Genomic DNA, 25,155 nt, shown 5'->3' on the forward strand with positions numbered 1-25,155 from the left:
TCATGACTAACGACTAATGACTAATGACTAATAACTAATTCACATGGAGAGAAGAATTTGAAAATTCAGCAATTTGGAAATTGGCAAAGCACAGTTTTAGGAATTGTGTTAGCAACACTAGTGATTCTGGGACTAAATTCCTTTATCATTATTAACCCAGGACAAGCAGGAGTGATTAGCATTTTGGGTAAAGCCAAAGATGGGGCATTATTGGAAGGAATTCACGTAAAACCGCCTTTTATCTCAGTGATAGATGTGTATGATTTGACGGTGCAAAAATTTGAAGTGCCAGCAGAGAGTTCTACTAAGGATTTGCAAAATTTATCTGCGAGATTTGCGATTAACTTTCGCCTCGATCCCATACAGGTAGTTGAAGTTAGAAGGAAACAAGGAACCTTAGCAAATATTGTATCGAAAATCATTGCACCCCAGACCCAAGAAGCATTTAAAATTGCAGCCGCTAGAAGAACAGTAGAAGAAGCAATTACCAAAAGAAGTGAGTTGAAAGAAGACTTTGATCAAGCGCTAGGCGATCGCTTAGACAAATATGGGATAATTGTGTTAGATACTAGCGTAGTTGATTTAGCATTCTCACCAGAATTTGCAAGAGCTGTGGAAGAAAAACAAATTGCTGAACAACGGGCGCAAAGAGCCGTTTATGTAGCACGGGAAGCAGAACAAGAAGCACAAGCAGATGTGAATCGCGCTAAAGGTAGGGCAGAAGCTCAAAGACTGTTAGCAGAGACACTCAAAGCCCAAGGAGGACAGTTAGTTCTGCAAAAAGAAGCAATTGAAGCTTGGAAGAGTGGCGGCGCTCAGATGCCCAAAGTCCTCGTTATGGGTGGTGACTTAAAAAGCGGCGTTCCCTTCATATATAACCTTGGAAATGTCCAAAATCAACCTTAATTCGAGTAAATAATATTTAGTAAGTTGGGCTAGTACAAGTTAGCGGAAATAAACCTACCATTTCATTACAGCAATCAAGCCCAAAATTAAAGCTTTTTGACTTTTGACTTTTGAATACGTGACTTCCACCTTGCGGTACTAGTCCCAACTTCAATACAACAGAAAAACCAACGAGACAATAATCGAAGTTTATGTCAACCCCCAATCCTCAGAATCTCACCGCCGAAGAAGCGAAAAAATTACTGAATAAATTCAACTGTCTAGACATTGCGCCTGTCCTCAAGCCATCAGAAAAATTAGTAATTCGTAGTGCCTTAATTTTAATCGCTAAACTTGCTGATTATCAAATTTTAGGAATTTGTGCTGATACGGCAGAAGAAGGAATACTTGCCATGAAAACTTATTCCCTGGCTTTGGGTTATGAAGCACCAGACAATTTACTTACACCCGAAGGCCCAGTTTATATCAAATTAAATGGTAAAAATGGCTTGTGTTATCTCGATTCTTATGCTGGACATCATCGTGGCGTATTAGTGTCTTGTCAGTCTTACGACGAAGACGGAATCAACGAAATGTATGGACATCTCCCCTTGGATTTATTTGTATAGAATTCGGCAATGTAGGTAGGGTATGTGCCTTACCTACTACCGCAAGGCGGAAGTAACGCATTCAAAAGTCAAAACTTTGTAGATTCAGGCTTTTGCTTGTTTCAAATGGTAGCTTCATTTATGCCGCGCTGTACTACTAACTAATAATCAATGAAAAACTACTAAATCTTATGAGTATTATTACACTACAATCAGTCAAAAAAGACTTTGGCATTAAAGAAATTTTAAAAGATGCCAGCTTTAGCCTCGATGCTACCGATAAAGTTGGCTTAATTGGTACTAACGGTTCTGGCAAATCAACCCTATTAAAAATGATTGCCGGATTAGAATCGATTGATAGCGGTCAGATTTTAGTCAACTCTGGTTCTAGAATTATCTACTTACCCCAATTACCAGATTTAGATGAGAATCATACAGTTTTAGAGCAAGTTTTCGCTGACAGTGGCGAACATAAGGCTTTGGTGCGTGAGTATGAAGAACTCTCAGATAAATTGGCTCACTATCCAGATGATAGCCAACTGATGTCTCGCCTTTCTGTGGTGATGCAACGGATGGATACAAGTGGTGCTTGGGAATTAGAAACTAATGCTAAAATCATCCTCACTAAATTAGGAATTTCTGACTTTGACGCCAAGATAGGCACTTTGTCTGGAGGCTATCGCAAGCGGATTGCTTTAGCATCAGCGTTGCTAGCAGAACCCGATGTTTTGCTCATGGATGAGCCGACAAACCATCTTGATGCTCTTTCTGTAGAATGGTTACAAAGTTATTTAAATCGCTATCGCGGCGCACTTTTTCTGATCACCCACGATCGCTACTTTCTAGATCGCGTTACCAATCGGATTATTGAAATCGACAGAGGCGACATTTACACCTATACAGGTAACTATTCATATTACCTGGAAAAGAAAGCTTTAGCTGAAGAATCTGCTGTAAGTAGTCAACGTAAACATCAAGGGTTGTTGCGGCGCGAGTTGGAATGGCTCAAAAAAGGGCCGAAAGCCAGAAGTACCAAGCAAAAAGCCAGAATTGACCGCGCTCATGCTCTACGGGATACTGAATTTAAACAAGTTCAGGGTAAAGTTGATATTTCTACAGTTGGTCGTCGCATTGGCAAAAAAGTTATTGAATTAAATAACATTTCTAAAGCCTACAATGGGCGGACTCTGATTAATAATTTTACTTATGAATTTAGTCCAGAAGACCGCATCGGCATTATCGGCGCTAATGGTGCAGGTAAATCCACTTTAATGGATATTATTACTGGTCAGATTCAGCCAGATTCAGGTAGTGCAGAAATTGGGACTACAGTTCACATCGGTTATTTTGACCAGCATTCTGAAGAATTGCTCACAGCTTTAAACGAAAATCAGCGCGTGATTGACTACATCAAAGAAGAAGGTGAATTTATCAAAATTACCGATGGGACTCAAATTACTGCTTCGCAAATGTTAGAGCGGTTTTTGTTTCCTGGTAATCAACAATATGCCCCAATTAATAAACTTTCTGGTGGTGAAAAACGCCGTTTATTTCTGTTGCGGGTTTTGATGAGTGCGCCTAATGTGTTGATTTTAGATGAACCAACAAACGATTTAGATGTTCAGACATTGGCAGTACTAGAGGATTATTTAGAGGATTTTGTCGGGTGTGTAATTGTAGTTTCTCACGATCGCTACTTTCTTGATCGCACCATCGACACAGTATTTTCTTTTGAGGAAGGCGGTAATCTGAGGCAATATCCAGGTAATTACTCGATTTATCTGGACTATAAGAAGGCTGAAGAGGCACAGCAACAAGCCGCGAATACTAAGGAGAAGCCTAAAAATATCGAAGTCCAAAATGGTGCGTCTGCGCCCAAGGATGGAGAGAATACAAAGCGACGGAGGTTATCCAATTGGGAGAAAAAAGAATTTGAGCAGTTGGAAGGTAAAATTGCCAAGTTAGAGGCTGAGAAGGCGGAAACCGAGAAAACGTTGGCGAATGTCTCACCGGGGAATTATAGCGAAGTACAGAAATTGTATGATCAGGTGGAAAAGCTCAAGCAAGCGATCGATGTGGCGACTGAACGCTGGTTAGAATTGGCGGAGATGGAGTCTTAATTTCTTAACGTGATGTGAATTAAGACAGGAGACGCGATGAATCGCCGTCTCTACAATTAGTCTTTTGTAGAGACGGCGATTTATCGCGTCTTTGGTGTCCATGAGTGAGCGATCGCAATTAATCCAGGACTTACGCAAAAATCGCCAAAAAGCTTAATTTATCGAACCGCCAAGACGCCAAGAACGCCAAGAATTCGTAAACAGTGCGTAAGTCCTATAATCATAAAATCATCAGTGAAACCCAACATGAACTGAGCGGTTAGCAAGATATTCCTCTATAGTCAGTGATTCACCATCGCTATACTCAGCAGTCTTTGCGTTGTATTTCACGGTTGTGGGGTGCAGCGCAGCAATTGGATTTGTCTAACCTGGGGTTGCGATCGCTCTTCTATAAACTGCGATCGCATTAGTCTTTCCTACAGAATACTATGCGATCGCTTAAGCTGCTTTGCATCTACAGCACTTTCCAACAAACTGAAGCGGTCTGACTCGTGACGGGAGTGGTTTCAGTCGTGACGGGAGCGGTCTGACTCGTGACGGGAGTGGTTTCAGTCGTGACGGGAGCGGTCTGACTCGTGACGGGAGCGGTCTGACTCGTGACGGGAGCGGTTTCAGTCGTGACGGGAGCGGTCTAACTTTTGCTTTTTTACATTATTAATTAAATTCTTAAAAGAAATACCGAAAAATTACCGATATAACCTGAAAATTTTATAAACAAAAACTGCGAGTTTTGCTGAACCGAAACGCAGTTTAATTAAGCCAAGCTAGCTCTAGCAGCATCTTAAAGGAGTAATTTTATGTCTCGTCAAAAACGTACATCCCGCATTCTAGAAAAAGCTCAGTTAAGATCGGCTGGACTGAAATCAATTGTTCCAAGCATCAAATTTGATGAAAATCATAATCTGGAAAAACTGATTGAGTCAATTGAGCAGTTACGCAACAAACTTGATGTTTATAATACTGCTCTGTCTGTGGTTGACTCTTCTAAAACTGAAATTGAAGAGATGGAAAAAAACTTGAGTCAGCTTTCTGAGAAGATGCTGATGGTGGTTGCGATCAAGTACGGCAAAGACAGCCGCGAATATGAAATGGCGGGTGGTGTTCGCAATAGCGATCGCATCCGCAAAATCAGATCGAGCCGCTTGAAAAATGTTGCAGAACAAGCATCAGATGAAAATGCTAAAACTGCATAAAGCAGCTTAAAACAAAAGCCTTGAGCAAATTGGGCGTTAGCACGCTAGCAAAATCAGCACATAATACAATAGCTAGCGTCCATTAAAAGCCACTCATGCCGCAAAATAATCAAATTGCCGTCGAATTCCGCGATGTTACTTTTAGCCGCAATCATCGCCCATTGGTGTCAAATCTCAATTTCACCATTCGCCAAGGAGAAGCACTGGTATTACTTGGGCGCAGTGGTAGCGGCAAAACCACCACAATGAAGTTAATTAATCGCCTATTTACACCTACACAAGGCGAAGTTTTATTTGATGGTATTCCCACAACTCAATGGGATGAAATTAAACTGCGGCGAAAAATTGGTTACGTTATTCAAGAAACTGGTTTATTTCCCCATTTTACTGTTGAACGCAATGTGGGTTTAGTCCCGTCTTTGGAAGGTTGGCAACCGAAACAAATCAAAACGCGGGTTTATGAATTATTGCAATTAGTCGGCTTAGAACCAGCACAATTTGCCGGACGTTACCCGAACGAACTTTCGGGAGGACAAAGGCAAAGAGTCGGTGTAGCTAGAGCTTTAGCAGCAGATCCGCCAGTGTTGTTGATGGATGAACCCTTTGGCGCACTCGATCCAATTACGCGCCTAGAACTTCAACAAGAGTTTCGGCATTTGCAGCAAGAATTGGGCAAGACAGTTGTGTTTGTCACCCACGATATTCAAGAAGCATTTGTGTTGGCATCGAGAATTGGTTTAATGTATGGGGGAGAATTGGTAGTATTGGAGGCAAAGGATAAATTTATGCGATCGCAACATCCAGAAAGCCTTGCCTTTCTCCAATGTCTGCATACCTTGCAAGATACTCTATGAAAAATTTCTTCCTGATTAAGTATGCCCCAGAAATTCTTCAGCATACTCTAGAACACTTATTTTTGGTAGGCATAGCAATTGGAATTGCTATACTTGTAGGCATTCCATTAGGTATTTTAATTACACGTAAAAGTTATCTTCGCCAACCAATTCTCGGTATAGCAAATATCTTCCAAACTATTCCTAGCTTGGCACTGTTTGGCTTGCTCATCCCTGTTCCAATAATTGGCGGAATTGGCGCAGTACCAGCAATTGTTGCTCTGATTGTATATTCCTTGCTGCCGATAATTCGTAACACTTACACAGGGATTACTGGTGTAGATCCAGCTATTAGAGAAGCTGGCAGAGGCATGGGGATGACAGATAGACAATTATTATTACAAGTTGAGATTCCCTTAGCACTGGGAGTAATTTTAGCAGGGGTGCGTGTAGCAACGGTAATTGCCATTGGTATTGCAACTATTGCAGCAGCAATTGGTGCTGGTGGTTTGGGAGTATTTATTTTTCGCGGTATATCAGTCGTGAACGATCAGTTAATTTTAGCTGGTGCAGTTCCGGCGGCAGCAATTGCATTACTGGCTGACTTTGCAATTGGCTGGATGGAGAATAAATTAAAAATTAAAAGTTAATGAAAAGAATTTTAGCATTGTGCTGTTTAACTTTTGCTTTGTTATTGGGAATCACTAGCTGTACCCATAATTCAAATAATAGTAGTAATGGTAATATTATTGTTGCTTCCAAAGATTTTACGGAACAAGATATTTTAGGTGAACTGTTAGCACAACAAATTGAGGCGACAACTAATTTAAAAGTAGCTCGTCGTCCCCGTCTGGGTGGTTCTTTTGTTTGTCATAGTGCGATTACTGCTGGCAAAATTGACGCATATATTGAGTATTCAGGCACAGCTTTTACTGGAATTTTAAAGCAAAAAGCAGTTAATGATCCGAAAGAAGTTTATGAAAGGTTAAAACAAGCATATTCTCAGCAATTCAATCTAGAAGTGATGCCAAGCTTGGGTTTTGAAAACACTTTTGCGATGATTGTTCGGGGTGATGATGCCAAACGCTACAACATTCAAACTCTCTCTGAAGCGACTCAATATACACCACAGTGGCGCGGGGGTTTTGGCTATGAGTTTTTAGAACGGGAAGATGGTTTCCCTGGATTAGCGAAAGCTTACAATTTGCGTTTTGCTAAACCTCCCCAAATTATGGATTTGGGTTTGATATATCGTGCTTTGATTCAAAAACAAGTGGATATGGTGGCGGGTAATTCCACTGATGGACAGATTTCTCGATTGGGTTTAGTTGTCTTGAAAGATGATAAACATTATTTTCCACCTTACGAACCTGTACCAATTGTTCGACAAGAAATATTAAAAAAATATCCTGAATTAAAAAATGCGATCGCTTCACTTGCTGGAAAGATTTCGGCAGATGAAATGCGGCAGTTAAATTATTTAGTTGAGGGGGAATTACGTGATATTAAAGATGTTGTGCAGGAGTTTCGCAAATCGAAGGGATTAAAATAATTTGTAATTAATTAAGGGTTAGCGTAACACACCTTACTAGTCTGTCAAGTTTAAATTGATGGGTAAGTTAAGTTCGTAGTCAGGACTTTAGTCCTTATCCTCTAAATATCATGTCCGCTTGATTACTTTTTAAACCCGAATTACCCCACCCCGCCAAAGGTGCGCTTTGTCTCTCCTTCCCAAAGCATCGGATTTTAACTCTTTTACTTACATTTTTGTCAGAGTTCAACTGTCACACTTACCGATATCCCGCCCAGAACTAAAGTTCAGGGCTAATAGCCTAAGTCCACTTAAGTGGACTGAATAATCAATTTAGTCCACTTTTTTACGGTTTGTGCTTACTTAGGACTTACGCACACTCTACGAATTCTCGGCGCTCTTGGCGTCTTGGCGGTTCGAGAAATTAAGCTTTTTAGCAATTTTTGCGTAAGTCCTATTACTATAAACTTTTCATTAGTAGATTAGACATTGTACTACTACTGTTCACGCAAAAAGTTCTTTAACCACCTAATTACTTCACTTGTTGTTTGCTCGTTTGCCATTTGGAGACATTGCTGTACAATTTCTCTGACGTTAGGAAAGTAGCTACTTTCTGTCAGCACATAACTTTCTTCTTGCAATCTATAAATTAATAACCGATTACTCTTTAATATCCAAACTTCTGGCACTCGATAAGGCAAGAAATCATTAACGTCGGTGTAGCTTGTCACATCTATTTCAATTGCTAAATCCGGTGGTGGATCTGACTCCCAATTAATTCTTTTTTTGCCTACTACTGCTCTGCAATTTTCAATGTAAAAACAGAAATCTGGTTCAATGCCACTAATTTCTGGCAAGCTCATGGTGATGGGCGTAAATGATTCGTATATGCGGTTTAAATGATCCAGGAAAACTTTAGCAATATCTGCCAGCAAACTCGCATCTCTTCCATGCTCTGTTAGCGGCGTCATTAGTAAAATTTCTCCTCTTCGATACTTAATGCGAGGCGAGGAGCGATCGCCTAGTTACTGACTCAATACTTGATAGTCTTTCCAGTCTCCCAAAAGCTTCAACACCGCGCCAGGTGGTAATTCGATTCTTTCTGGTGTAATTACGGTATCCATAATTAGTTCGCATTATTTACATCAAGATGAGCGATCGCAGAATTCATGAACTCAATGAACAGACTGTTATATCAAGGGCTTTTGCTGACAAATACAAAGCCACAGCTCTTATTTACTGAGGAATCAGTTGTGAGCATTGCTTTCCATAAATCTGCTGTTTTTACCCAAATTGGTGGATATTTGTAACGAGAAACATCCAGAATTAAAAACCTATCAGTTTGCTCATTATATGCTGCTAAAGGGGAAATATGCCCACCTATCTCTTGACCTATTTCTTTACGTAAATAGTTTACTAAAACAAAGTTTCGCGGTTGTTTTAAATTTTCTGCCGCTTGTTTGCGGAACTGCTCTAAACTAGTATCGGCAGCGTGGTAAACATTAACTTTAACGCCATAGCTGGCTAGTAATTTCCCTAACTGGTCTAAAGTCATACCTTGGCGAGACACCACTTCCGGAGTTAGCACTTTTTTTGTATTATCATTACTAAAAAAGTTTTCTTGCGTAAATACTCGATATGGCTTGTACTGTGGTGCTTCTGGTGCTGGAATTTGTAAACTATTCAGTACCATAACCATACTAGCAACACCACAATATGTCTGATTATTTTGAGTAATGAATTGTGTACTCAGGGGAAAGAAGTCTTCATTTGATTTACTCTGAAGTAATAATTTTTCACCTTCAGGCGTATTAAAACCTATTAAGTTAGAAGAAAGCGATAATGTTTGAGAAAGAACGCTTCCACTAGAGATACATAATCCAATAGTTAAAGCTTTAAAAAATGTTTTGCTTATTTTTCGCAACATAGCATTTATAAGTACTGTAAAATTTTCAAATCAGATCATATCAATAATCTCACGCCAAGATGATAAACAAGTATAAGATTTTAGGAGAAATGGTATAAAAATGCTTACTTTTACTAAACCTAAGCGAGTTACGCTGGCAATCTTTTCTTTCAGTGTCTTGCTTTACAGCCAAGTTGCCTCAGCTGCCTTAACTTTACCCTTACGCAGCAAAAAGGGAATGGTGGTTTCGGCCCATCCCTTAGCAAGTGAAGCGGGAATTTTGATGTTACGCAAAGGTGGTAATGCAGTGGATGCAGCTGTCGCTACAACCTTTGCAATTTCAGTAGTTGAGCCTTTTTCAGCCGGAATCGGCGGCGGCGGATTTTTGCTGATGCATTCTGAGAAAACTGGCGAGATGAAAGCGCTAGATTTCCGTGAACGCGCACCATTGAAAGCTACAAGAAATATGTATCTAGACGCCAAAGGAAAGGTGCGTCCCAATGCAAGTATTAATGGTTATTTGGCAGTAGGCACACCAGGAACGGTGGCGGGACTTTATGAACTGCATCGTCGCTATGGTAAGCTTCCTTGGCAAGAGGTAATCAAACCTGCGATCGCACTTGCTAATGGCTTTGTCCTCAGTCCTCAAATTACTTGGCGTTCGCTCCCAGAATACGAAAACCGCAAGGAAGCAATTCTCAACAATCCAGCAGCACGAGCAATTTTCACTCGCAATGGCGAGTTTTATCAACCAGGGGAGAAGCTGGTGCAGCGCGATTTGGCACGTACTTTAACAGAAATTGCCAAAAATCCCCAAAGTTTTTACACCGGCAGTATTGCTCGCGCGATCGCTTCTGATATGGTAAAAAATGGTGGTTTAATTACTCTAGAAGACCTCAAAGCCTATAAAGCAATCTGGCGCAATCCCGTTTGTGGAAACTTTCGTAAAGCTAAAATTTGCTCAATGCCACCACCATCATCAGGAGGCGTTCATCTATTGCAGATTTTAAATATTATTGGTGACACTGATTTGAAATCTTTGGGATGGCATCATCCCGACGCTATACATTTAATGGTCGAAGCAATGAAGATTGCTTACGCCGATCGCTCAGAATATTTAGGCGATCCTGATTTTGTCAAAGTTCCTGTGCAAGAACTGCTCAGTCCAGGTTACGCCAAAAAACGCCGTCAAGAAATTAATATGCAAGTGGCTAGACCTTCGACCGAGATCAAGCCAGGAGATTTGAATTCAAAATTCAAAATTCAAAATTCAAAATGTCTCTATCTCCCCTCATCCCCTTGTCCTCACTATGAATCTCCCCAAACCAGTCATCTTACAGTTGTGGATGAAGAACGCAACGCCGTAAGTCTGACTTTCACGATTAACCTTGGTTTTGGTGCTGGTGTCGTGACACCGGGGACTGGAATTGTCCTCAATAATGAGATGGATGACTTTGCTTCTGCGCCAGGAGTGCCTAATGCCTTTGGTTTGGTTGGTAACGATGCCAATGCGATCGCACCTCGTAAGACTCCTTTATCCAGCATGACTCCGACAATAGTCACAGAAAACGGTCATTTCCGCATGGCAGCAGGTGCGCCTGGTGGTAGCACTATCATCACCCAGGTTTTGCAAGTGATCCTAAATGTGCTGGAATATAACATGGATGTTGGTGCGGCTGTTTCTGTTCCACGCATACATCATCAATGGCTTCCAGATCAGTTGCGTGTGGAATCCTGGGGCTTAGATGCTCTCACTGTGGAAGACTTACGCCGTCGGGGACACAAAATAAAAGAAACTATTCCTTGGGGTAATGGTAATGCGATCGTCGTAACATCTGATGGAACTCTAGAAGGGGCCGCTGATCCTCGCGGTGAAGGTTCTCCCAGAGGTTTGTGAGCGAGTCAGAGACTAGAAAGACGCAGAGACACTAAAAATAATAAATGACCAATGACTAATGACTAATCACTATTGATTTTGGGCTGTTGACTCTACGTAGCTGCTGCTGCCAAACTCATTTGCCCGTGCGCTAGGTACTAGTGTCCAACCTGCTTTGAGAAGTTTTTGATAAGTTGCCCAACCTTTAGAACCACCTGGTATTTGATAATCTGGTACTGTAAAACCTCTAAAAGCTGTATAAGGACGCCAAGGTTGATTAGGTTCTGTCTGCAAATACAAAATTTTCTCTCCGTCGCCACCAGACTTAGGTAACCAGCACATTTGTCGATGCATTGCAAACTCCTTGTACTTTTAGCTAATAATGCATAATAGCAGAATATTGTCAAGCTATTTATCACCCTTCTGGGATACTTTTTTGTCTAACACTTTAGACAAAGCGTAATTAAGTTTTATCCATTACAGGATAATTACTTAATAAGTCATAGCTTGAAAGACATCTGCTAGAGGAACACGAAGATAAACAGCTTTGCCTCACCTTATTTATCGGGTGAGATTTTTCTAATGTATCCGCGTTTTTTGGGATTGTGTGTAACAATAACTACTATTTTCGCTGAAGTTCGCAATTAGACGATTTGTTTTTCTGATTAGATACATAAAGACTATTGCCAATTTCGGAAATTACTTATAAAACTAGATAAGTCGGCATAATAAAATCCGTGTATATTTAGTTTTGTCAAAACTTTGGAATAACCAATGCATAAGCTATTGGGTGATTTGACGTTTCGTCACATAGCTTGATTTTTTAACTCAGACTTACTTTATATCCACCCTCTCTCTTCGTCCTCTTTTTTTGGCGAAGGTATTGTCGATCACTAGTATATTCTTGAAGAAAATATTGGATTTAAGATGAAAACCATTGATAAATATATAATTCAAAAGCAAATTCAACTAGCTAAACACCCACTTTTCATGCAAATTACTAGAGAAAATTCTCTAGAGAATATAAAATTGTTGGCTCAATACTTGAGCTTTTGGGTTATGTCTTTTCAGGACATAATCCGAATAAACGAGATGCAAATTACTGATAGTAAAATCCGTAAAGTTGCTCATCATCATTTAGTCGAGGATATGGGGCATGAGCAATGGTTTTTAAGCGATCTTCAAGAGATGAAAGTTGAAGAACCTAATCTTAAACTGCTATATAGTCGGGATTATCTTTTTACCCGTGATGCTACATATTCCATAATATCGGAAGTTTTTCGAGCCAGTAGTGATATTGAAAGAGTTGCTCTAATAATGAGTCTTGAGTCTACAGGTCACATCTTTTTTGAGTACACTGCGAGTTTGGTGAAACGAGTTGGTTATTCTAGTAAACTCAAGTACTTCTCAATACATCATTTAGATGTGGAAAATAATCACGAAATTTTTGAGCAAGAAATGCAAAAATTTTTAAATAGTATTTATCTTTCTGAAGATGAAGAGAAAAGAATTTGCGAGATTGTTGACCGTGTGTACCAAGCTTTCACAATTATGTTTGATGGTTTTAAGCTGTTATTGGGCAAACGGAGCCAGGTTAAAGTTTTGGTAAGTTAATAGAGAGCGTAAACTATATATCAATATATATTTATAGTATTCCTAAATCATTCGTGAACAATAAAATCCCCGACTTCTTTGATAAGTCGGGTATCTGAGCCTCTTGATTTTTACAAATGATTTAGGATTGCTATAGTACAAAAACATCATATCAGTTCAGTGCCTAAGAGAAAGTTTGAAAAATACCTTTAGACATCTCCGAAAATGATTGTAGAGACGTTGCATTGCAACGTCTCTACAAGGGTTTCAGGTAATGCATAATTAATTTCTGGAGATGTCTTTTGATTAAACCGAAGACGGCGGTTGCGCCTAGCGCAACCGCCGTCTCCTAGTGTGCCCTTGCATTCAATAAGATATTAGTCTTTGATAACCCGTAACTTGGGTTATTACAAAGAGGGAGCATACAACTTATCGCCGACAATCTGGCGAATTGTCTCTACTAGTTGAGTGTATGCAAAGTCAGATAAAACTGGTTTTGCTCCTTGCAAGTTAATTGGTTGATCTAAATCAATCCAAGACTTGCAACCGCCGTATTTAGGCTGATAGGGAATTTCTTGTTGGGGTAGTTTATATGTCCGCAGGAGCAGAATATAAAGCGGCTGGCGTGGTTTCCATTTGAGGCGATCGCTAATAAAATGCTCGTTCCAAATATGAAAGGGAAGCAATGTATTGACAATAGACTCATCGCTAACTGGCAAAATATCTGTAATTTCAGCCCAACTACCGATAGGAACTGTCTCTGGATGCCAACCTGATGTAACTGGATAAACACGATCCGCGTACTCAGCTTTCAGCATGAAAGCTTGTTGATGTTCATAAGTAGGGTAAAGCAAAATTTGCTTGTGGGCAACTTGGAAATGTCCATTTCGTTCATGGATACCGCCTTTGCGGAGCAACATAATTGTTTTGCCACTTTCCAAGGCATTTATGGCGACTGCCCATTCTTTGAGAGCATGAAAAGTTGTAGTCAATTCCATCAGCATCTACTGTAACTCTGGTTTAATTTCAAGCTAAGACCGATAACGTGTGAAACTATCTAGGGGAATGAATTAGAAAGCAAGCAGTTATGGAAAAGCGTTTACTAGGTACTTCTAAAGTCCAAATCACACCCATCCTTATGGGAACTTGGCAAGCGGGTAAAAGAATGTGGGTGGGAGTTAAAGATGCAGACTCGATTAAAACGATCCGAGCCGCTTATGAAGCTGGTATCACCGCATGTTTCAAGGCGAAAACTTTGAACGTGCTCAACAGGCGCTACAACAACTGCGTCCGATAGCCCTTCTTCATAATTGTACACTTGCTCAGTTAGCTTTAGCGTGGTTAATTGCTCAACCCCAAACAAATGCTATTGCCGGGGCGCGTTATCCCGAACAAGCACAAGACAATGCATTAGCCGCCCAATTGGCAGAAATTGATGCAATTGGACGTATTGTTACCGACCATCTGGATAACAGCCCAATTATGTGGAATTGGTGACAATGCATTTTGGTTAGTCATGCTTATCTCCCCAAGATCCCCTCAACTCTCTTAAAAAGATAGTCGGGGATCAAATCTCTGGAGTTAAATTGCAAAATCTAACAAAATGTCAACTTTAGTAAACTAGGGGTTGCAACCCAGAAATTAAGTGATAAATTAAATAGTAGGACACCAAACAAAAAACCAAACTAAAAGGGTAAATGACTTAGTGTCCCCTGTCATCAACCCAAGCAAATTTCAGCATATCAAATGAAGTGGTAAAAAGCCGAATATAGAAGGCAAACCCAAATCCTAAAGCAGAAAAACGCAATAATGCTGAGTTTGTTCGTCGTTTAGTCAACCTTAGTTATTAAGTTTCAATTACTTAACTTAGTTTAACAATTTGAACCCTGTAAACTCGATAAAACCTGGTTAACCTCGACCAGGTTTTTGGCATTTTATCAAGAAAGGCAGAGGGCAGAAGGGAATTTTGATTCCAGCACTGAAGCTTTTGGTTAAAGTACTTGACTTATTTTACTTATAAAAATCAGCCCACTAAGTAGGCTGATTTTTTGCAATATCAACTCACATAAGATTGTGAGAGCTAGGGCGTGAGCAATGGATGCAAATGGTAACATTACCCTGGTAGCCTAAATACCTACAGTTAATCCTGTGCGTTCCTGGTTATTAGTTACCTCTGTCATGCTTATGGCTATAAAAACTAGGGTTTTTGGTGCGAATTCTGTAAAAGTTAAAAAGCAAAAGCAGCCAGGGAATTGGCAGAAAACCACACTTGCTCAGTTTTTAGGCTTGTCTTTGTACTTCCTAATAGCTCTGCTATGCATTCTTAGTTCACCCGTGCTGGCAAAAGTTTCTAGCTCAATTAATTTATCATCTCAACCACCAATTCACAATCTTACGTCGCTGGCTGTGGTCGCTGACCCAGCCTCATTAGTAGAGCAAGGCAAAGTTTTATACAATAACGGAAACTTTACCAAGGCGGTAGAAGTGTTACAACAGGCTGTCCAAGTATATAAGCAGCAAGGGGAGAGGATCAGACTGGCAGCAACACTGAGTAATCTTTCTTTAGCTTACCAACAACTCGGTGCATGGGATCAGGCACAGCAGGCAATTACAGAGAGCTTAAATTTGCTCAAAGTACAGGATGAAAACCAAAATCTGCAAATATTTGCCCAATCACTGGATATTCAAGGTCGTCTCCAACTGACAATGGGACAGGCGGAGGCGGCTTTAGCAACTTGGCAGCAGACAGAAAAAATTTACAGGCAAGCAAATAATCAAAACGGCGTGGTGCGATCGCTAATCAATCAAGCACAGGCGTGGCAAACCCAAGGATTTTACCCTCGCGCTCTCAAAACACTCGATCATGTTAGTCAGACTTTAAAATCTCAGCCAGACTCTATAGAAAAGACAGTGAGTTTGCGATCGCTCGGTGATGCGCTTTTAGTAGTGGGCGATTTGGAAAAGTCACATCAGGCGCTAGAAGAAAGTCTGACGATTGCTCGAAATCTGCAATCAAGCGTTGATATTGGGGCCAGTCTGTTCAGCTTGGGGAATAATGCTCTTAAACAACAAGACAAACCAAAGGCGATCGCTTATTATCAACAAACAGTTGCAGCATCTCCCTCACCCATTACAAAAGTCCAAGCGCAACTAAATTACTTAAGAATACTCATTGAAGATCAACGAGCCGCAGAGATTCAAGCTCTCTTGCCGTTGATTAAGTCCCAAATCGACCAACTCCCCCTCAGCCGTGCGAGTATTTACGCCCAAGTAAACTTTTCTCAAAGTCTAGCAAAAGTCAAAAGTGACATATTGCACGCATCCAGTCAGAATTACTACAAAGCATCCAGTAACCAAGACTCAGCAGTATTACTCGCCAGCGCCATCCAGCAATCCCGTAGTTTAGGGGACAAGCAAGCAGAAGCCTATGCACTAAAGAGTTTAGGGGGCTTGTACGAAGAAACCAAACAGTGGCCAGAAGCGCAAGAGCTTACCCGGCAAGGATTAGCGTTGGCACAGAGCAGCAATGCACCAGAAATTACCTATACCTTAGAGTGGCAATTAGGTAGATTGCTGTGGGCACAAAAAGATATTAATGGTGCGATCGCAGCTTATGATGCTGCTGTGGCCACTCTCCAGTCTCTTCGCAGAGATTTAGTAGCCAATAAAGACGTAGTAAACCAAGATGTACAATTCAACTTCCGGGACAGCGTGGAACCCGTCTACCGAGAGTCAGTAGAGTTACTGCTGAAATCCCAAGCAGGAAAATCACCAGATGAAAAAATATTAGAGAAAGCACGAGAGCGCATTGAAGCACTCCAAATAGCAGAATTGAACAATTTCTTCCAGCAAGCTTGCTTACAAGGTCAGAGAGTATCCCTCGATCAAGTGGTAGATAAAGATAATCCCACGGCTGCTATTCTTTATCCGATTATTCTTCCTGACGAACTCCAGGTAATTGTCAAAATTCCCAAACAACCCCTACAAAACTACAGTAACAAGATATCCCAAGCAGATGTAGAGAAACTGTTAGTAGAACTGCGAAAAAATCTTGTCAATCCCACCGCTACCAACGCAGTTCAAACCCAAGCACACCTAGTTTACGACTGGCTGCTCAAACCCATTGAGTCACAATTGCAAAAAAGTGGGGTAAATACCTTAGTGTTTGTTTTGGATGGCGCGTTACGCAATTTACCAATGGCGGCTCTCTATGATGGTAAGCAATATTTAGTAGAGAAATATGCAATTGCTCTGAGCGTGGGTCTGCAAATCTTCGACCCTAAACCGCTAGTACAACAGCAATTAAGGGCGCTAACCGCAGGACTGACTCAGCCGCCACCAGGTTTTTCTAAGTTTGCACCGTTGCTTGCGATCAAATCTGAATTCGACGGCATTATTAAAGCAGGAGTCTCGACCACTAGCCTAATAGATAGAGATTTTAAGAAAAAGAATTTAGAGAGTGAAATTGCTGATACTTCATTCAATATAGTGCATTTAGCAACCCACGGTCAGTTTAGTTCCCGCCTTGAAGACACTTTTATTTTAGATTTCGATGGTCAGATCAACGTCAAAGATTTTGATACTCTCTTCCGCAGTCAGGGTAAAACCATAGTAGAGTTATTAGTTTTGAGTGCTTGCCAGACAGCAACAGGAGACAAACGTGCAGCACTGGGTCTTGCAGGAGCAGCTGTACGAGCTGGGGCACGCAGTACTATAGCATCCCTGTGGCAAATCGACGATCGCTCCACAGCAATGTTTGTTAGTGCCTTCTATCGAGAACTCAAGAAGGGCAAAACTAGCAAAGCCGAAGCTGTTCACCGGGCCCAGCTAGAACTGCTGAAACATCCTAACTACAAAGCACCAAGCTTTTGGTCTGCTTATGTGTTGATTGGGAATTGGTTGTAATTTGGAGATAAACTAGATGAGCCGTTTTTTTGTCGCCCTTTTACCACCACAAGACATTCAAGACTACGCCAACCAGATTAAGCAATACTTCGCTGATCGCTATGCTAGTAGCGGAGCGCTAAAATCTCCGCCTCATATTACCCTGCAACCACCCTTTGAATGGGCAGATGATAACTTGCCACTGCTAGAAGCATCCTTGAAGGAATTTGCTAGTAGACAACAGCCAGTAGCTATTACCCTCAAGGGATTTGATGCCTTTGCGCCTCGTGTCATATACATTAATGTAGTCATAAGTCAAGAACTTTTAACTTTGCAAGCAGATTTAATGGCTTATGTAGAAAGCAACTTGGGAATCGTTGACAAGGTTTCTAAAACTCGCCCTTTTGCTCCCCATATAACGGTTGCATTTCGAGATTTAACAAAGCAAAACTTTAGAGTTGCTTGGCCAGAATTTGAAAAGCGTCAGTTGCATTTTGAGTTTACTGCCGACAAATTAACATTACTGCTTCACGACGGTAAGCGGTGGAATATTGAATCAGAGTTTGGTTTTCTGAGCAATGAATAACGTTTAAAGTGTATGGTTACATTACTTTTACTTTAGCTTTGCCTGGGAGTCATAGCCATCACCGCGTTAACCATAAGCTTTGGCAAATCTCCCAAAGTTGGTAAAATGTCTTCTGCGGAGCAAACCAGTGGCAGATCATCTCCAAGCCATACCCAAATCTGTTGACGAGTTATATCTATTAGCCAAGCTAATTGCGTTCCGTTGCTAAGACAGTGGAGAATTTTGTTTTGCAAGTCTAGGGTGCTTTGGTCAGGAGAGCGAATTTCAATTAACCAGTCAGGCGCTCCCTCTAGAGGGCCATCTTTATCGCCAAGGCGATCGCAAGCAATAACGGAAATATCCGGTACTGGAGAGTAGGGAGGTACAATACAACGCAGTTCTTGCACGGCTTCAAACCGCTCAGTATGACTATTTATGTAATTCACTAAATTGCGTTGTAGGCGCGAGTGAAAAAGGGTTGGCATTGGTTTTTCCAGTGCTTGCCCGTTAATTAACTCCCATGCGGGCGAAGCCTCAATGTTAGGTTGAGAGAGAAACTCGGCTAAAGGGATCTTTGCAACTGACTTCATTTTGAACACTTATGAGAGCATAGATTCTTGCCGCACTTTAATATTAAACTAGTTTCAACTTAGTAATATATCGCACTACTATCAAGTTTAAGACTTCAGCTATATATGCTTTCCCACTAATTCTCCAAGTGCGATCGCGCTACTTAAACTACTAAAATGACGATTTTACGGCGTTATTGCTGCGTAATTTTGTCTGGAGTATTGTCGTTATAATGGCATGTAATATATGCGATCGCTATTTAGAAACAACCCGAAGCGATCGCCCATCAAAGTTAAACGTTTCAAAGAGTTGCACCTTGGGTCACGCATCGCTTAAAGTTTGGAACACCTTGTAAACAAACATGTTAGATTTATTTATTTATACTTACGTAATTTTTGTCAACCAAGATACATTAAATGGTAGTTTAGTACCAAAGGAACCAAAAAGTATGGCTGTTAGTAGTCCTGAAGTCATCCGTCATATATTGATTGGGCTGGGATATTTAGCTCCTGAAATAGACCCTAAACCGGATCTGACTAAATTTGCTCCCTGGAAGCTCAATAACAACTCTTTGACCGATGATCCTACTGAAGAAGCGATTAAAAAGTTTCAGAAACAGTATCCACAAAAACTTGAGGTTAATGGTAACGCTGATGCCCAAACTCGAAGTGTAATGGAAGAAATAGTCATCGGACTTCAAAATAGATTGAAGTTTCACGGTTTTGCAACCAATGCCGAAATTCCTCCAGACAGGCCTTTTTATGGGCCAGCCACTTATACAGCAGTCAAGAAATTTCAGAAATCTCAGGGTTTCACTGAAAATGGCATTGCCACTATTGAACAGCGTCAAATTTTACAGCAATCTACTCTTACAAACAAGCCGCAGTCGCAGCCACAGTCACAGATTAAGCTGATAGATTTATTGGCTCAATTCAAAAAGAATCCTAAAAATCCTTCTTACAGTACAGCCCTAAATAACTTACAACAAAATCTACCCAAAGACGTTTTGCACAAAGTTACTAACAAATGGAGGGGGACAAACGATCAAAATCCTGAGATTGTCAAGCTGACGAATCTATTCACTTATTATGATGACAACAATCAAAACCATCGTGATGCACTAAATCACTTACAAAGTCAGATCACCCCAGCTATCTATAAAGAATTTATTAATCTCTGGAATAAGAAGTAAACTAACCGTAAAAATCATGTCCCGCCTGGAATTAAAGTTCTAGGCGGGTGAGTCAAGCCTTCAGTTAAGCTATTCAAACTGTTCACGCCTCGACGAAGTGAAGCAGCATTTATTTTCTTAAACAGTCGATAATGTAAATAAATGTAATAAAATCCTCAAGCAGGACAAAAGCATCTATGCGTGTAATTTTAATGACCGGTAAAGGCGGCGTGGGCAAAACTTCCGTTGCTGCTGCAACTGGACTGCGTTGTGCTGAACTAGGCTATCAGACATTGGTTTTAAGTACAGACCCCGCGCATTCGCTGGCAGACAGTTTTGACATAGAACTGGGACATGCACCCCAAAAAATTCGCCCAAATCTGTGGGGTGCAGAATTGGATGCTCTGCAAGAACTTGAGGGAAACTGGGGTGCGGTGAAACGTTACATTACCCAAGTTTTACAGGCAAGGGGTTTAGACGGCATACAGGCAGAAGAATTGGCAATTTTACCAGGTATGGATGAGATTTTTGGCTTGGTAAGGATGAAACGTCATTACGATGAAGGTGAGTTTGATGTTTTAATTATCGACTCAGCCCCCACGGGTACTGCACTACGCTTGCTGAGTTTACCTGAAGTTGGTGGCTGGTATATGCGCCGTTTTTACAAACCATTCCAAAACATCTCGGTAGCACTTCGCCCTCTGGTTGAACCTCTTTTTAGACCAATTGCTGGTTTTTCGTTACCAGATAAAGAGGTGATGGATGCACCTTATGAGTTTTATGAACAAATTGAAGCTCTGGAAAAAGTATTAACAGACAATACTCAAACTTCAGTGCGTTTGGTAACTAATCCCGAAAAAATGGTGATTAAAGAGTCTTTGCGTGCCCATGCTTATCTAAGTTTGTATAATGTGGCAACAGATTTAATTGTGGCTAATCGAATTATTCCCCGCGAAGTCCAAGACCCATTTTTCCAACGTTGGAAGGAAAGTCAGGAGCAATATCGCCAGGAGATTCATGATAATTTCCACCCTCTACCAGTGAAAGAAGTTCCACTATTTTCCGAGGAAATGTGTGGTTTAGCTGCCTTAGAACGCCTGAAAGAAACTCTTTATAAAGATGAAGATCCAACTCAGGTTTATTACAAAGAAACGACTATGAGAGTCGTACAAGAGCAAAACCAATACAGCTTAGAAATTTATTTACCTGGGATTCCGAAAAACCAAGTTCAACTAAGTAAAAATGGAGACGAATTAAACATTACTATTGGCAACCACCGTCGTAACTTAGTTTTACCGCAAGCCTTAGCAGCACTACAGCCAGGAGGGGCAAAGATGGAAGACGACTATCTTAAAATTCGCTTTGCTGACAATATAAAAGTTTAATGTTGCTACGGCAATGTTTGACAAAAAGTCAAGAATAAGAAGTAAGATTTTTTTGTTGTAGCTAATACAGACGCCATTTTTTAGCGTCTGTTTCTATGATGTGTGGTTGAATTTATATAAAAGGTAAATAAATATTTTTATTAATCATTTGCCCGTAGTTTTACTGAAGACAAATTGATTAAACAAATTTCAAAATGGCTTTAGATTTAATTATGTCACTTTGCAAATTATTAATTGATTTTGCTATAAGCAATGACCTCCAACCCTGAACCAGATTTACCCTTATGTCGTCATGAAGAAAGTTTACTACGCCGCATTACAAACCGTATCCGGCGAAGCTTAGAGTTTGAAGAAATTATCACAGTGACGACGGCAGAAGTGCGATCGCTCCTAAAAACTGACCGAGTGATGATTTACAAATTTCATGCCGATGGCAGTGGTCAGGTTATTGCTGAGTCAATTTATAACAATCGCTTGCCATCGCTACTGGGGCTAAATTTCCCTGCTGATGATATTCCACCCACTGCTCGTGAACTATTTATTAAATCACGGGTGCGTTCTGTTGTTAATGTTGATACTCAAAAGATTGGTCAAAGTCCCCTCCATGACTTGGAAAATGGAGAAACTATATCAGAGGAGATCCGTTACCGCCCTGTAGACCCATGTCATCTTGAATATTTGACGGCAATGGGGGTAAAGTCTTCTGTAGTAGCGCCCATTATCTATCAAGATCAACTTTGGGGGCTATTAGTGTCTCATAATTCCCAAGCGCGTTTGATTTCAGAATATGAACTAGAAGCAGTACAGATGGTAGTCGAGCAGCTCTCAGTGGCGATCGCTCAAAGTATGCTGCTCACTCAAGTCCGCAAAACAGGGGAACGGGAAGCGATCATTAACCGCATTGCTACTTTACTACATTCATTACCGACAATTGTATTACAACCAGCCCTAGAAGCGGCTGTTGCTGCCTTTAATGGCGTTGGTGGCAGGCTTTGCATTAGAAATGCAGCTTTTGATTCCCATAATGGCAACATGAGCAGCTTAACAGAATGTTTAATACCAGGAAATACTTGTGCCAAGCTTTATATCTGTGGACAACAGCCTGTGATGCCAGAACAAACCATATATCCATTGATAGAGCAGTATAGCGTCTGGCAGGAACACTACAAGTCTGGGATATACGATACTTGGGCGATTTCAGATATATATCAAACTCCTAGCTTGCGAAGTTTGCAACCCGCTTTTCAAGCAACTAAAATTCGTAGCATGTTGATGATCCCACTTCAGTATCGTCAGCAATTGCTGGGCTATTTAAGTATTTTCCGTAACGAAATAGATACAGAAACGTTATGGGCGGGGCAGTATGACAGCGACCAAAGGCAGATTTACCCCCGTTTATCGTTTGAGGTTTGGCGCGAATCTAAAAAAGCACAAGCTCAAAAATGGACAGTCGAAGAAATTGATCTAGCTACAGACATCGGTAAACATTTTGCTTCAGCAATTCAGCAGTATGAACTATACCAACAAGTCCAAACCTTTAATGAAAATTTAGAAAAACAAGTTAAAAGACGCACAGTTGAGTTACAACGGACATCTGAGCAAGAACAGGCTGTTTTTAGAGTTATTGCTGAGATTCGGGAATCTCTTGACACAGATACGATTTTTCAGACAACTACTAAAGAAGTTTGTCAATTAATCAAAGCCGATCGCGTTTCAGTTTATCGTTTTGATTCTAATTGGGGTGGTGAATTTGTCGGGGATTTTGAGGCTGCTAGTCCTTACTGGTCGAATGAGTCTGAACTAGGTGTTAATACAGTTTGGAATGATACCTACTTACAAGATACACAGGGAGGACGCTACCGCAACAATGAAACATTTGCAGTCGATGACATCTACAAGATGGGGTTTAATCAGTGTCATATCGATAATTTAGAACAGTTTCAAATTCACGCTTTTGTGCTTGCTCCGATTTTTGTTGGGCAAAAACTTTGGGGTTTGTTAGCAACTTATCAACACACTGGGCCTCGGCAATGGAAAGCCTCTGAAGTTAACTTTCTTAGTCAAATTGCTGGTCAAATGGGCGTAGCACTCCAGCAAGCTAATTTACTTACTCAGACACGAGAACAGACGTTAATTTTGCAACAAGCAGCAGAACAACAACGAGTATTGTTTGAAGTTGTTGCCAAAGTTAGGGAATCTCTTGATCTAGATGCAATTTTTCAGACAACTACCCAAGAAATCTGCAAATCACTACAAGCAGATCGAGTTGCAGTTTACCGCTTTCATGATGATTGGAGTGGTGAATATATCGCCGAGTTTGTGAGTGATGGCTGGGTAAAGTTAGTAAATGATAATATCAATACAGTTTGGCAAGATAGCTATTTACAGGAAACCCAAGGTGGGCGATATCGTCACAATGAAACCTTTGCAGTTGATGACATCTATCAAGCAGGTCATTCTGAGTGCCACATTGCGGCTTTGGAGCAATTACAGGCAAGAGCCTATGCGATCGCACCTATATTTATCGGGCAACAGCTATGGGGCTTACTAGCAGCTTACCAGAACTCTGCACCCCGCCATTGGGAAGCTTCGGAAATTAAGTTTATCACTCAAATTGCCAATCAGCTTGGGGTTGCACTTCAACAAGCGCAATTGCATAATCAAACTAAAGAGCAGACCGAAAAGCTGACTCAAGCTCTGCATGATTTAAAGCAAACTCAAACCCAACTGATCCAAACTGAGAAAATGTCCTCACTGGGTCAACTAGTAGCTGGTATTGCTCACGAAATTAATAACCCGGTAAACTTCATCTATGGCAACATTAATCATGTCAACGATTATGCCGAAGATTTACTCAGTATACTAAACCTCTATTTGCAAAGTACCCCTAATCCCAGTCTTGAGATACGCGATCGCGCCTTCGAGGTAGACTTAGAATTTCTGATCGAAGATTTGCCCAAAACTCTATCTTCCATGAAAATTGGAATTGATCGCATCCGGCAAATTGTCTTGAGTTTACGAAATTTCTCTCGCCTTGACCAGGCGGAAATGAAGCCAGTTAATATTCACGACGGCATTGATAGCACCTTGCTAATTTTACAGCATCGCTTGAAAGCAAAACCAGAAAGTCCAGCGATTAAATTAGTCAAAGAGTACAGCGATCTGCCCTTAGTAGAGTGCTATGCTGGGCCACTGAATCAGGTATTTATGAATGTTTTAAGCAATGCGATCGATGCCCTAGAAGATTACAGAGAATCTCAATCAAATCCTGATACCAGTCAAATTACTATTCGGACTGCTCTTGGAGAGCTTGAAGACAATGTTAAGAGCGTAGTAATTCGCATAATAGACAATGGCCCAGGAATACCGGAAGCCCTAAAAGCAAGAATTTGCGACCCATTTTTCACTACTAAGCCAGTGGGGAAAGGCACTGGCTTGGGGTTGTCAATAAGTTATCAGATTGTCGTAGATAAACACGGTGGTGTGTTTAAATGTGATTCTCAGCCAGGGTTAGGTACAGAATTTTGGATTGAAATTCCGATTAAACAAATCACCAAATCGTAGAAACAAAAAATTTTGTATTTTTTAGGGGCATAAAAGTTTTATTTAGAGACTTAACGGAAAAAGTCAGGTAATTATTTCTAGGACTTACGCATCAAGTACGAAATGTAGGAGCAATTCATGAATTGCCCCTACGGTAAATCAAGGCTTTCACTGCCCGGTTTTTAGCGGTGAAGACACTGATACTTATCCAGCCCAGCGATTATGAGCTAAAATTTTATAAATTTATTTTTAAAATATCAAGTCCAATCTAAAAAAAACTGAAATTTCAGCAAATTTATCACAAAAATAAATACAAAAATTGCACTATTTATGTCTCTTTGTCACTTAAAAAAATATTGCAATTACCAAATTAATCTGAAATTATGGCTATGGAATTATTTTAGTCGTCTAAACCAATACCGTTCAGTTAAGCCCAAAATCCTCTGTAGAGACTCGAAATTTCGCGTCTCTACATGCTGAAATCAATACCAA

Annotated in this window: 19 protein-coding genes and 2 pseudogenes; 16 read left to right on the top strand and 5 right to left on the bottom strand. The window is 40.6% G+C overall.

Features of this window, described 5'->3' with window-relative positions; genetic code table 11:
* The first annotated feature begins 57 nt into the window (after positions 1 to 57).
* From CDC33_RS23015 to CDC33_RS23045, 8 genes are all read left to right on the top strand, one after another.
* Positions 58 to 906 (top strand): prohibitin family protein, encoded by an 849-nt coding sequence (locus CDC33_RS23015; protein WP_109010879.1) that lies wholly within the window; start codon positions 58 to 60, stop codon positions 904 to 906.
* Positions 907 to 1,097: 191 nt separating this feature from the next.
* Positions 1,098 to 1,514: a DUF1824 family protein gene (locus CDC33_RS23020; protein ID WP_109010880.1), complete on the top strand. Its 417-nt coding sequence runs from the start codon at positions 1,098 to 1,100 to the stop codon at positions 1,512 to 1,514.
* Positions 1,515 to 1,684: 170 nt separating this feature from the next.
* A complete protein-coding gene (locus tag CDC33_RS23025) occupies positions 1,685 to 3,613 on the top strand; it encodes an ABC-F family ATP-binding cassette domain-containing protein (protein ID WP_109010881.1) in 1,929 nt (642 codons plus the stop codon).
* 284 nt (positions 3,614 to 3,897) lie between these two features.
* Positions 3,898 to 4,023 carry a hypothetical protein gene (locus tag CDC33_RS41375; protein WP_280524432.1) on the top strand — a complete coding sequence of 42 codons (126 nt, stop codon included), beginning with the start codon at positions 3,898 to 3,900 and terminating at the stop codon, positions 4,021 to 4,023.
* A gap of 387 nt (positions 4,024 to 4,410) precedes the next feature.
* On the top strand, positions 4,411 to 4,806 hold the full coding sequence (locus CDC33_RS23030) for a hypothetical protein (protein WP_109010882.1): 396 nt from the start codon (positions 4,411 to 4,413) through the stop codon (positions 4,804 to 4,806).
* Between the two features lie 95 nt (positions 4,807 to 4,901).
* Positions 4,902 to 5,660, top strand: coding sequence for an ATP-binding cassette domain-containing protein (locus tag CDC33_RS23035; protein WP_109010883.1), 759 nt, complete (start codon positions 4,902 to 4,904; stop codon positions 5,658 to 5,660).
* On the top strand, positions 5,657 to 6,289 hold the full coding sequence (locus CDC33_RS23040) for an ABC transporter permease (protein WP_109010884.1): 633 nt from the start codon (positions 5,657 to 5,659) through the stop codon (positions 6,287 to 6,289). The genes CDC33_RS23035 and CDC33_RS23040 overlap by 4 nt, the downstream gene beginning before the upstream one ends.
* Positions 6,289 to 7,191 (top strand): glycine betaine ABC transporter substrate-binding protein, encoded by a 903-nt coding sequence (locus tag CDC33_RS23045; protein ID WP_109010885.1) that lies wholly within the window; start codon positions 6,289 to 6,291, stop codon positions 7,189 to 7,191. Before CDC33_RS23040 ends, CDC33_RS23045 begins: the two co-directional genes overlap by 1 nt.
* A gap of 476 nt (positions 7,192 to 7,667) precedes the next feature.
* Here the strand turns inward: CDC33_RS23045 and CDC33_RS23050 are convergent.
* Positions 7,668 to 8,294 (bottom strand): annotated as a pseudogene (locus CDC33_RS23050) (Uma2 family endonuclease).
* 71 nt (positions 8,295 to 8,365) lie between these two features.
* Entirely contained in the window at positions 8,366 to 9,097 is a 732-nt protein-coding gene (locus CDC33_RS23055; protein WP_109010886.1) for a phytochelatin synthase family protein, read from the bottom strand.
* Positions 9,098 to 9,197: 100 nt separating this feature from the next.
* Here CDC33_RS23055 and ggt point away from each other — a divergent pair, with 100 nt between their 5' ends.
* Positions 9,198 to 10,973 (top strand): gamma-glutamyltransferase, encoded by a 1,776-nt coding sequence (gene ggt, locus CDC33_RS23060; protein ID WP_109010887.1) that lies wholly within the window; start codon positions 9,198 to 9,200, stop codon positions 10,971 to 10,973.
* A 69-nt stretch (positions 10,974 to 11,042) separates the two neighbouring features.
* Here ggt and CDC33_RS23065 read toward each other — a convergent pair whose 3' ends face one another.
* Entirely contained in the window at positions 11,043 to 11,306 is a 264-nt protein-coding gene (locus CDC33_RS23065) for a hypothetical protein (RefSeq protein WP_109010888.1), read from the bottom strand.
* A 573-nt stretch (positions 11,307 to 11,879) separates the two neighbouring features.
* Here CDC33_RS23065 and CDC33_RS23070 point away from each other — a divergent pair.
* Positions 11,880 to 12,566 (top strand): hypothetical protein, encoded by a 687-nt coding sequence (locus CDC33_RS23070; RefSeq protein ID WP_109010889.1) that lies wholly within the window; start codon positions 11,880 to 11,882, stop codon positions 12,564 to 12,566.
* A 386-nt stretch (positions 12,567 to 12,952) separates the two neighbouring features.
* Here the strand turns inward: CDC33_RS23070 and CDC33_RS23075 are convergent, their stop codons facing one another.
* Positions 12,953 to 13,549, bottom strand: coding sequence for a DUF1802 family protein (locus CDC33_RS23075; protein ID WP_109010890.1), 597 nt, complete (start codon positions 13,547 to 13,549; stop codon positions 12,953 to 12,955).
* A 226-nt stretch (positions 13,550 to 13,775) separates the two neighbouring features.
* Here CDC33_RS23075 and CDC33_RS23080 point away from each other — a divergent pair.
* The 3 genes and pseudogenes from CDC33_RS23080 to CDC33_RS23090 all read left to right on the top strand — a co-directional run.
* Positions 13,776 to 14,042, top strand: a pseudogene (locus tag CDC33_RS23080) (aldo/keto reductase); the annotation flags it as partial.
* 681 nt (positions 14,043 to 14,723) lie between these two features.
* Positions 14,724 to 17,450: a CHAT domain-containing protein gene (locus CDC33_RS23085; protein WP_109010891.1), complete on the top strand. Its 2,727-nt coding sequence runs from the start codon at positions 14,724 to 14,726 to the stop codon at positions 17,448 to 17,450.
* A 16-nt stretch (positions 17,451 to 17,466) separates the two neighbouring features.
* Positions 17,467 to 18,015, top strand: a complete 549-nt coding sequence (locus CDC33_RS23090; protein ID WP_109010892.1) for a 2'-5' RNA ligase family protein — start codon at positions 17,467 to 17,469, stop codon at positions 18,013 to 18,015.
* A gap of 32 nt (positions 18,016 to 18,047) precedes the next feature.
* Here CDC33_RS23090 and CDC33_RS23095 read toward each other — a convergent pair whose 3' ends face one another.
* Complete coding sequence (locus tag CDC33_RS23095) at positions 18,048 to 18,584, bottom strand: Uma2 family endonuclease (RefSeq protein ID WP_109010893.1); 537 nt, start codon at positions 18,582 to 18,584, stop codon at positions 18,048 to 18,050.
* Positions 18,585 to 18,925: 341 nt separating this feature from the next.
* On the opposite strand from CDC33_RS23095, the gene CDC33_RS23100 reads away from it, so the two are divergent.
* The 3 genes from CDC33_RS23100 (at position 18,926) to CDC33_RS23110 (ending at position 24,684) form a co-directional block, all read left to right on the top strand.
* Positions 18,926 to 19,756 (top strand): peptidoglycan-binding domain-containing protein, encoded by an 831-nt coding sequence (locus CDC33_RS23100; RefSeq protein ID WP_109010894.1) that lies wholly within the window; start codon positions 18,926 to 18,928, stop codon positions 19,754 to 19,756.
* A gap of 176 nt (positions 19,757 to 19,932) precedes the next feature.
* On the top strand, positions 19,933 to 21,120 hold the full coding sequence (locus CDC33_RS23105) for a TRC40/GET3/ArsA family transport-energizing ATPase (RefSeq protein WP_109010895.1): 1,188 nt from the start codon (positions 19,933 to 19,935) through the stop codon (positions 21,118 to 21,120).
* 252 nt (positions 21,121 to 21,372) lie between these two features.
* Positions 21,373 to 24,684 carry a GAF domain-containing protein gene (locus CDC33_RS23110; protein WP_109010896.1) on the top strand — a complete coding sequence of 1,104 codons (3,312 nt, stop codon included), beginning with the start codon at positions 21,373 to 21,375 and terminating at the stop codon, positions 24,682 to 24,684.
* The last annotated feature ends 471 nt before the right edge of the window (positions 24,685 to 25,155 follow it).

Source organism: Nostoc commune NIES-4072, from assembly GCF_003113895.1.
Classification (GTDB): Bacteria; Cyanobacteriota; Cyanobacteriia; order Cyanobacteriales; family Nostocaceae; genus Nostoc; species Nostoc commune.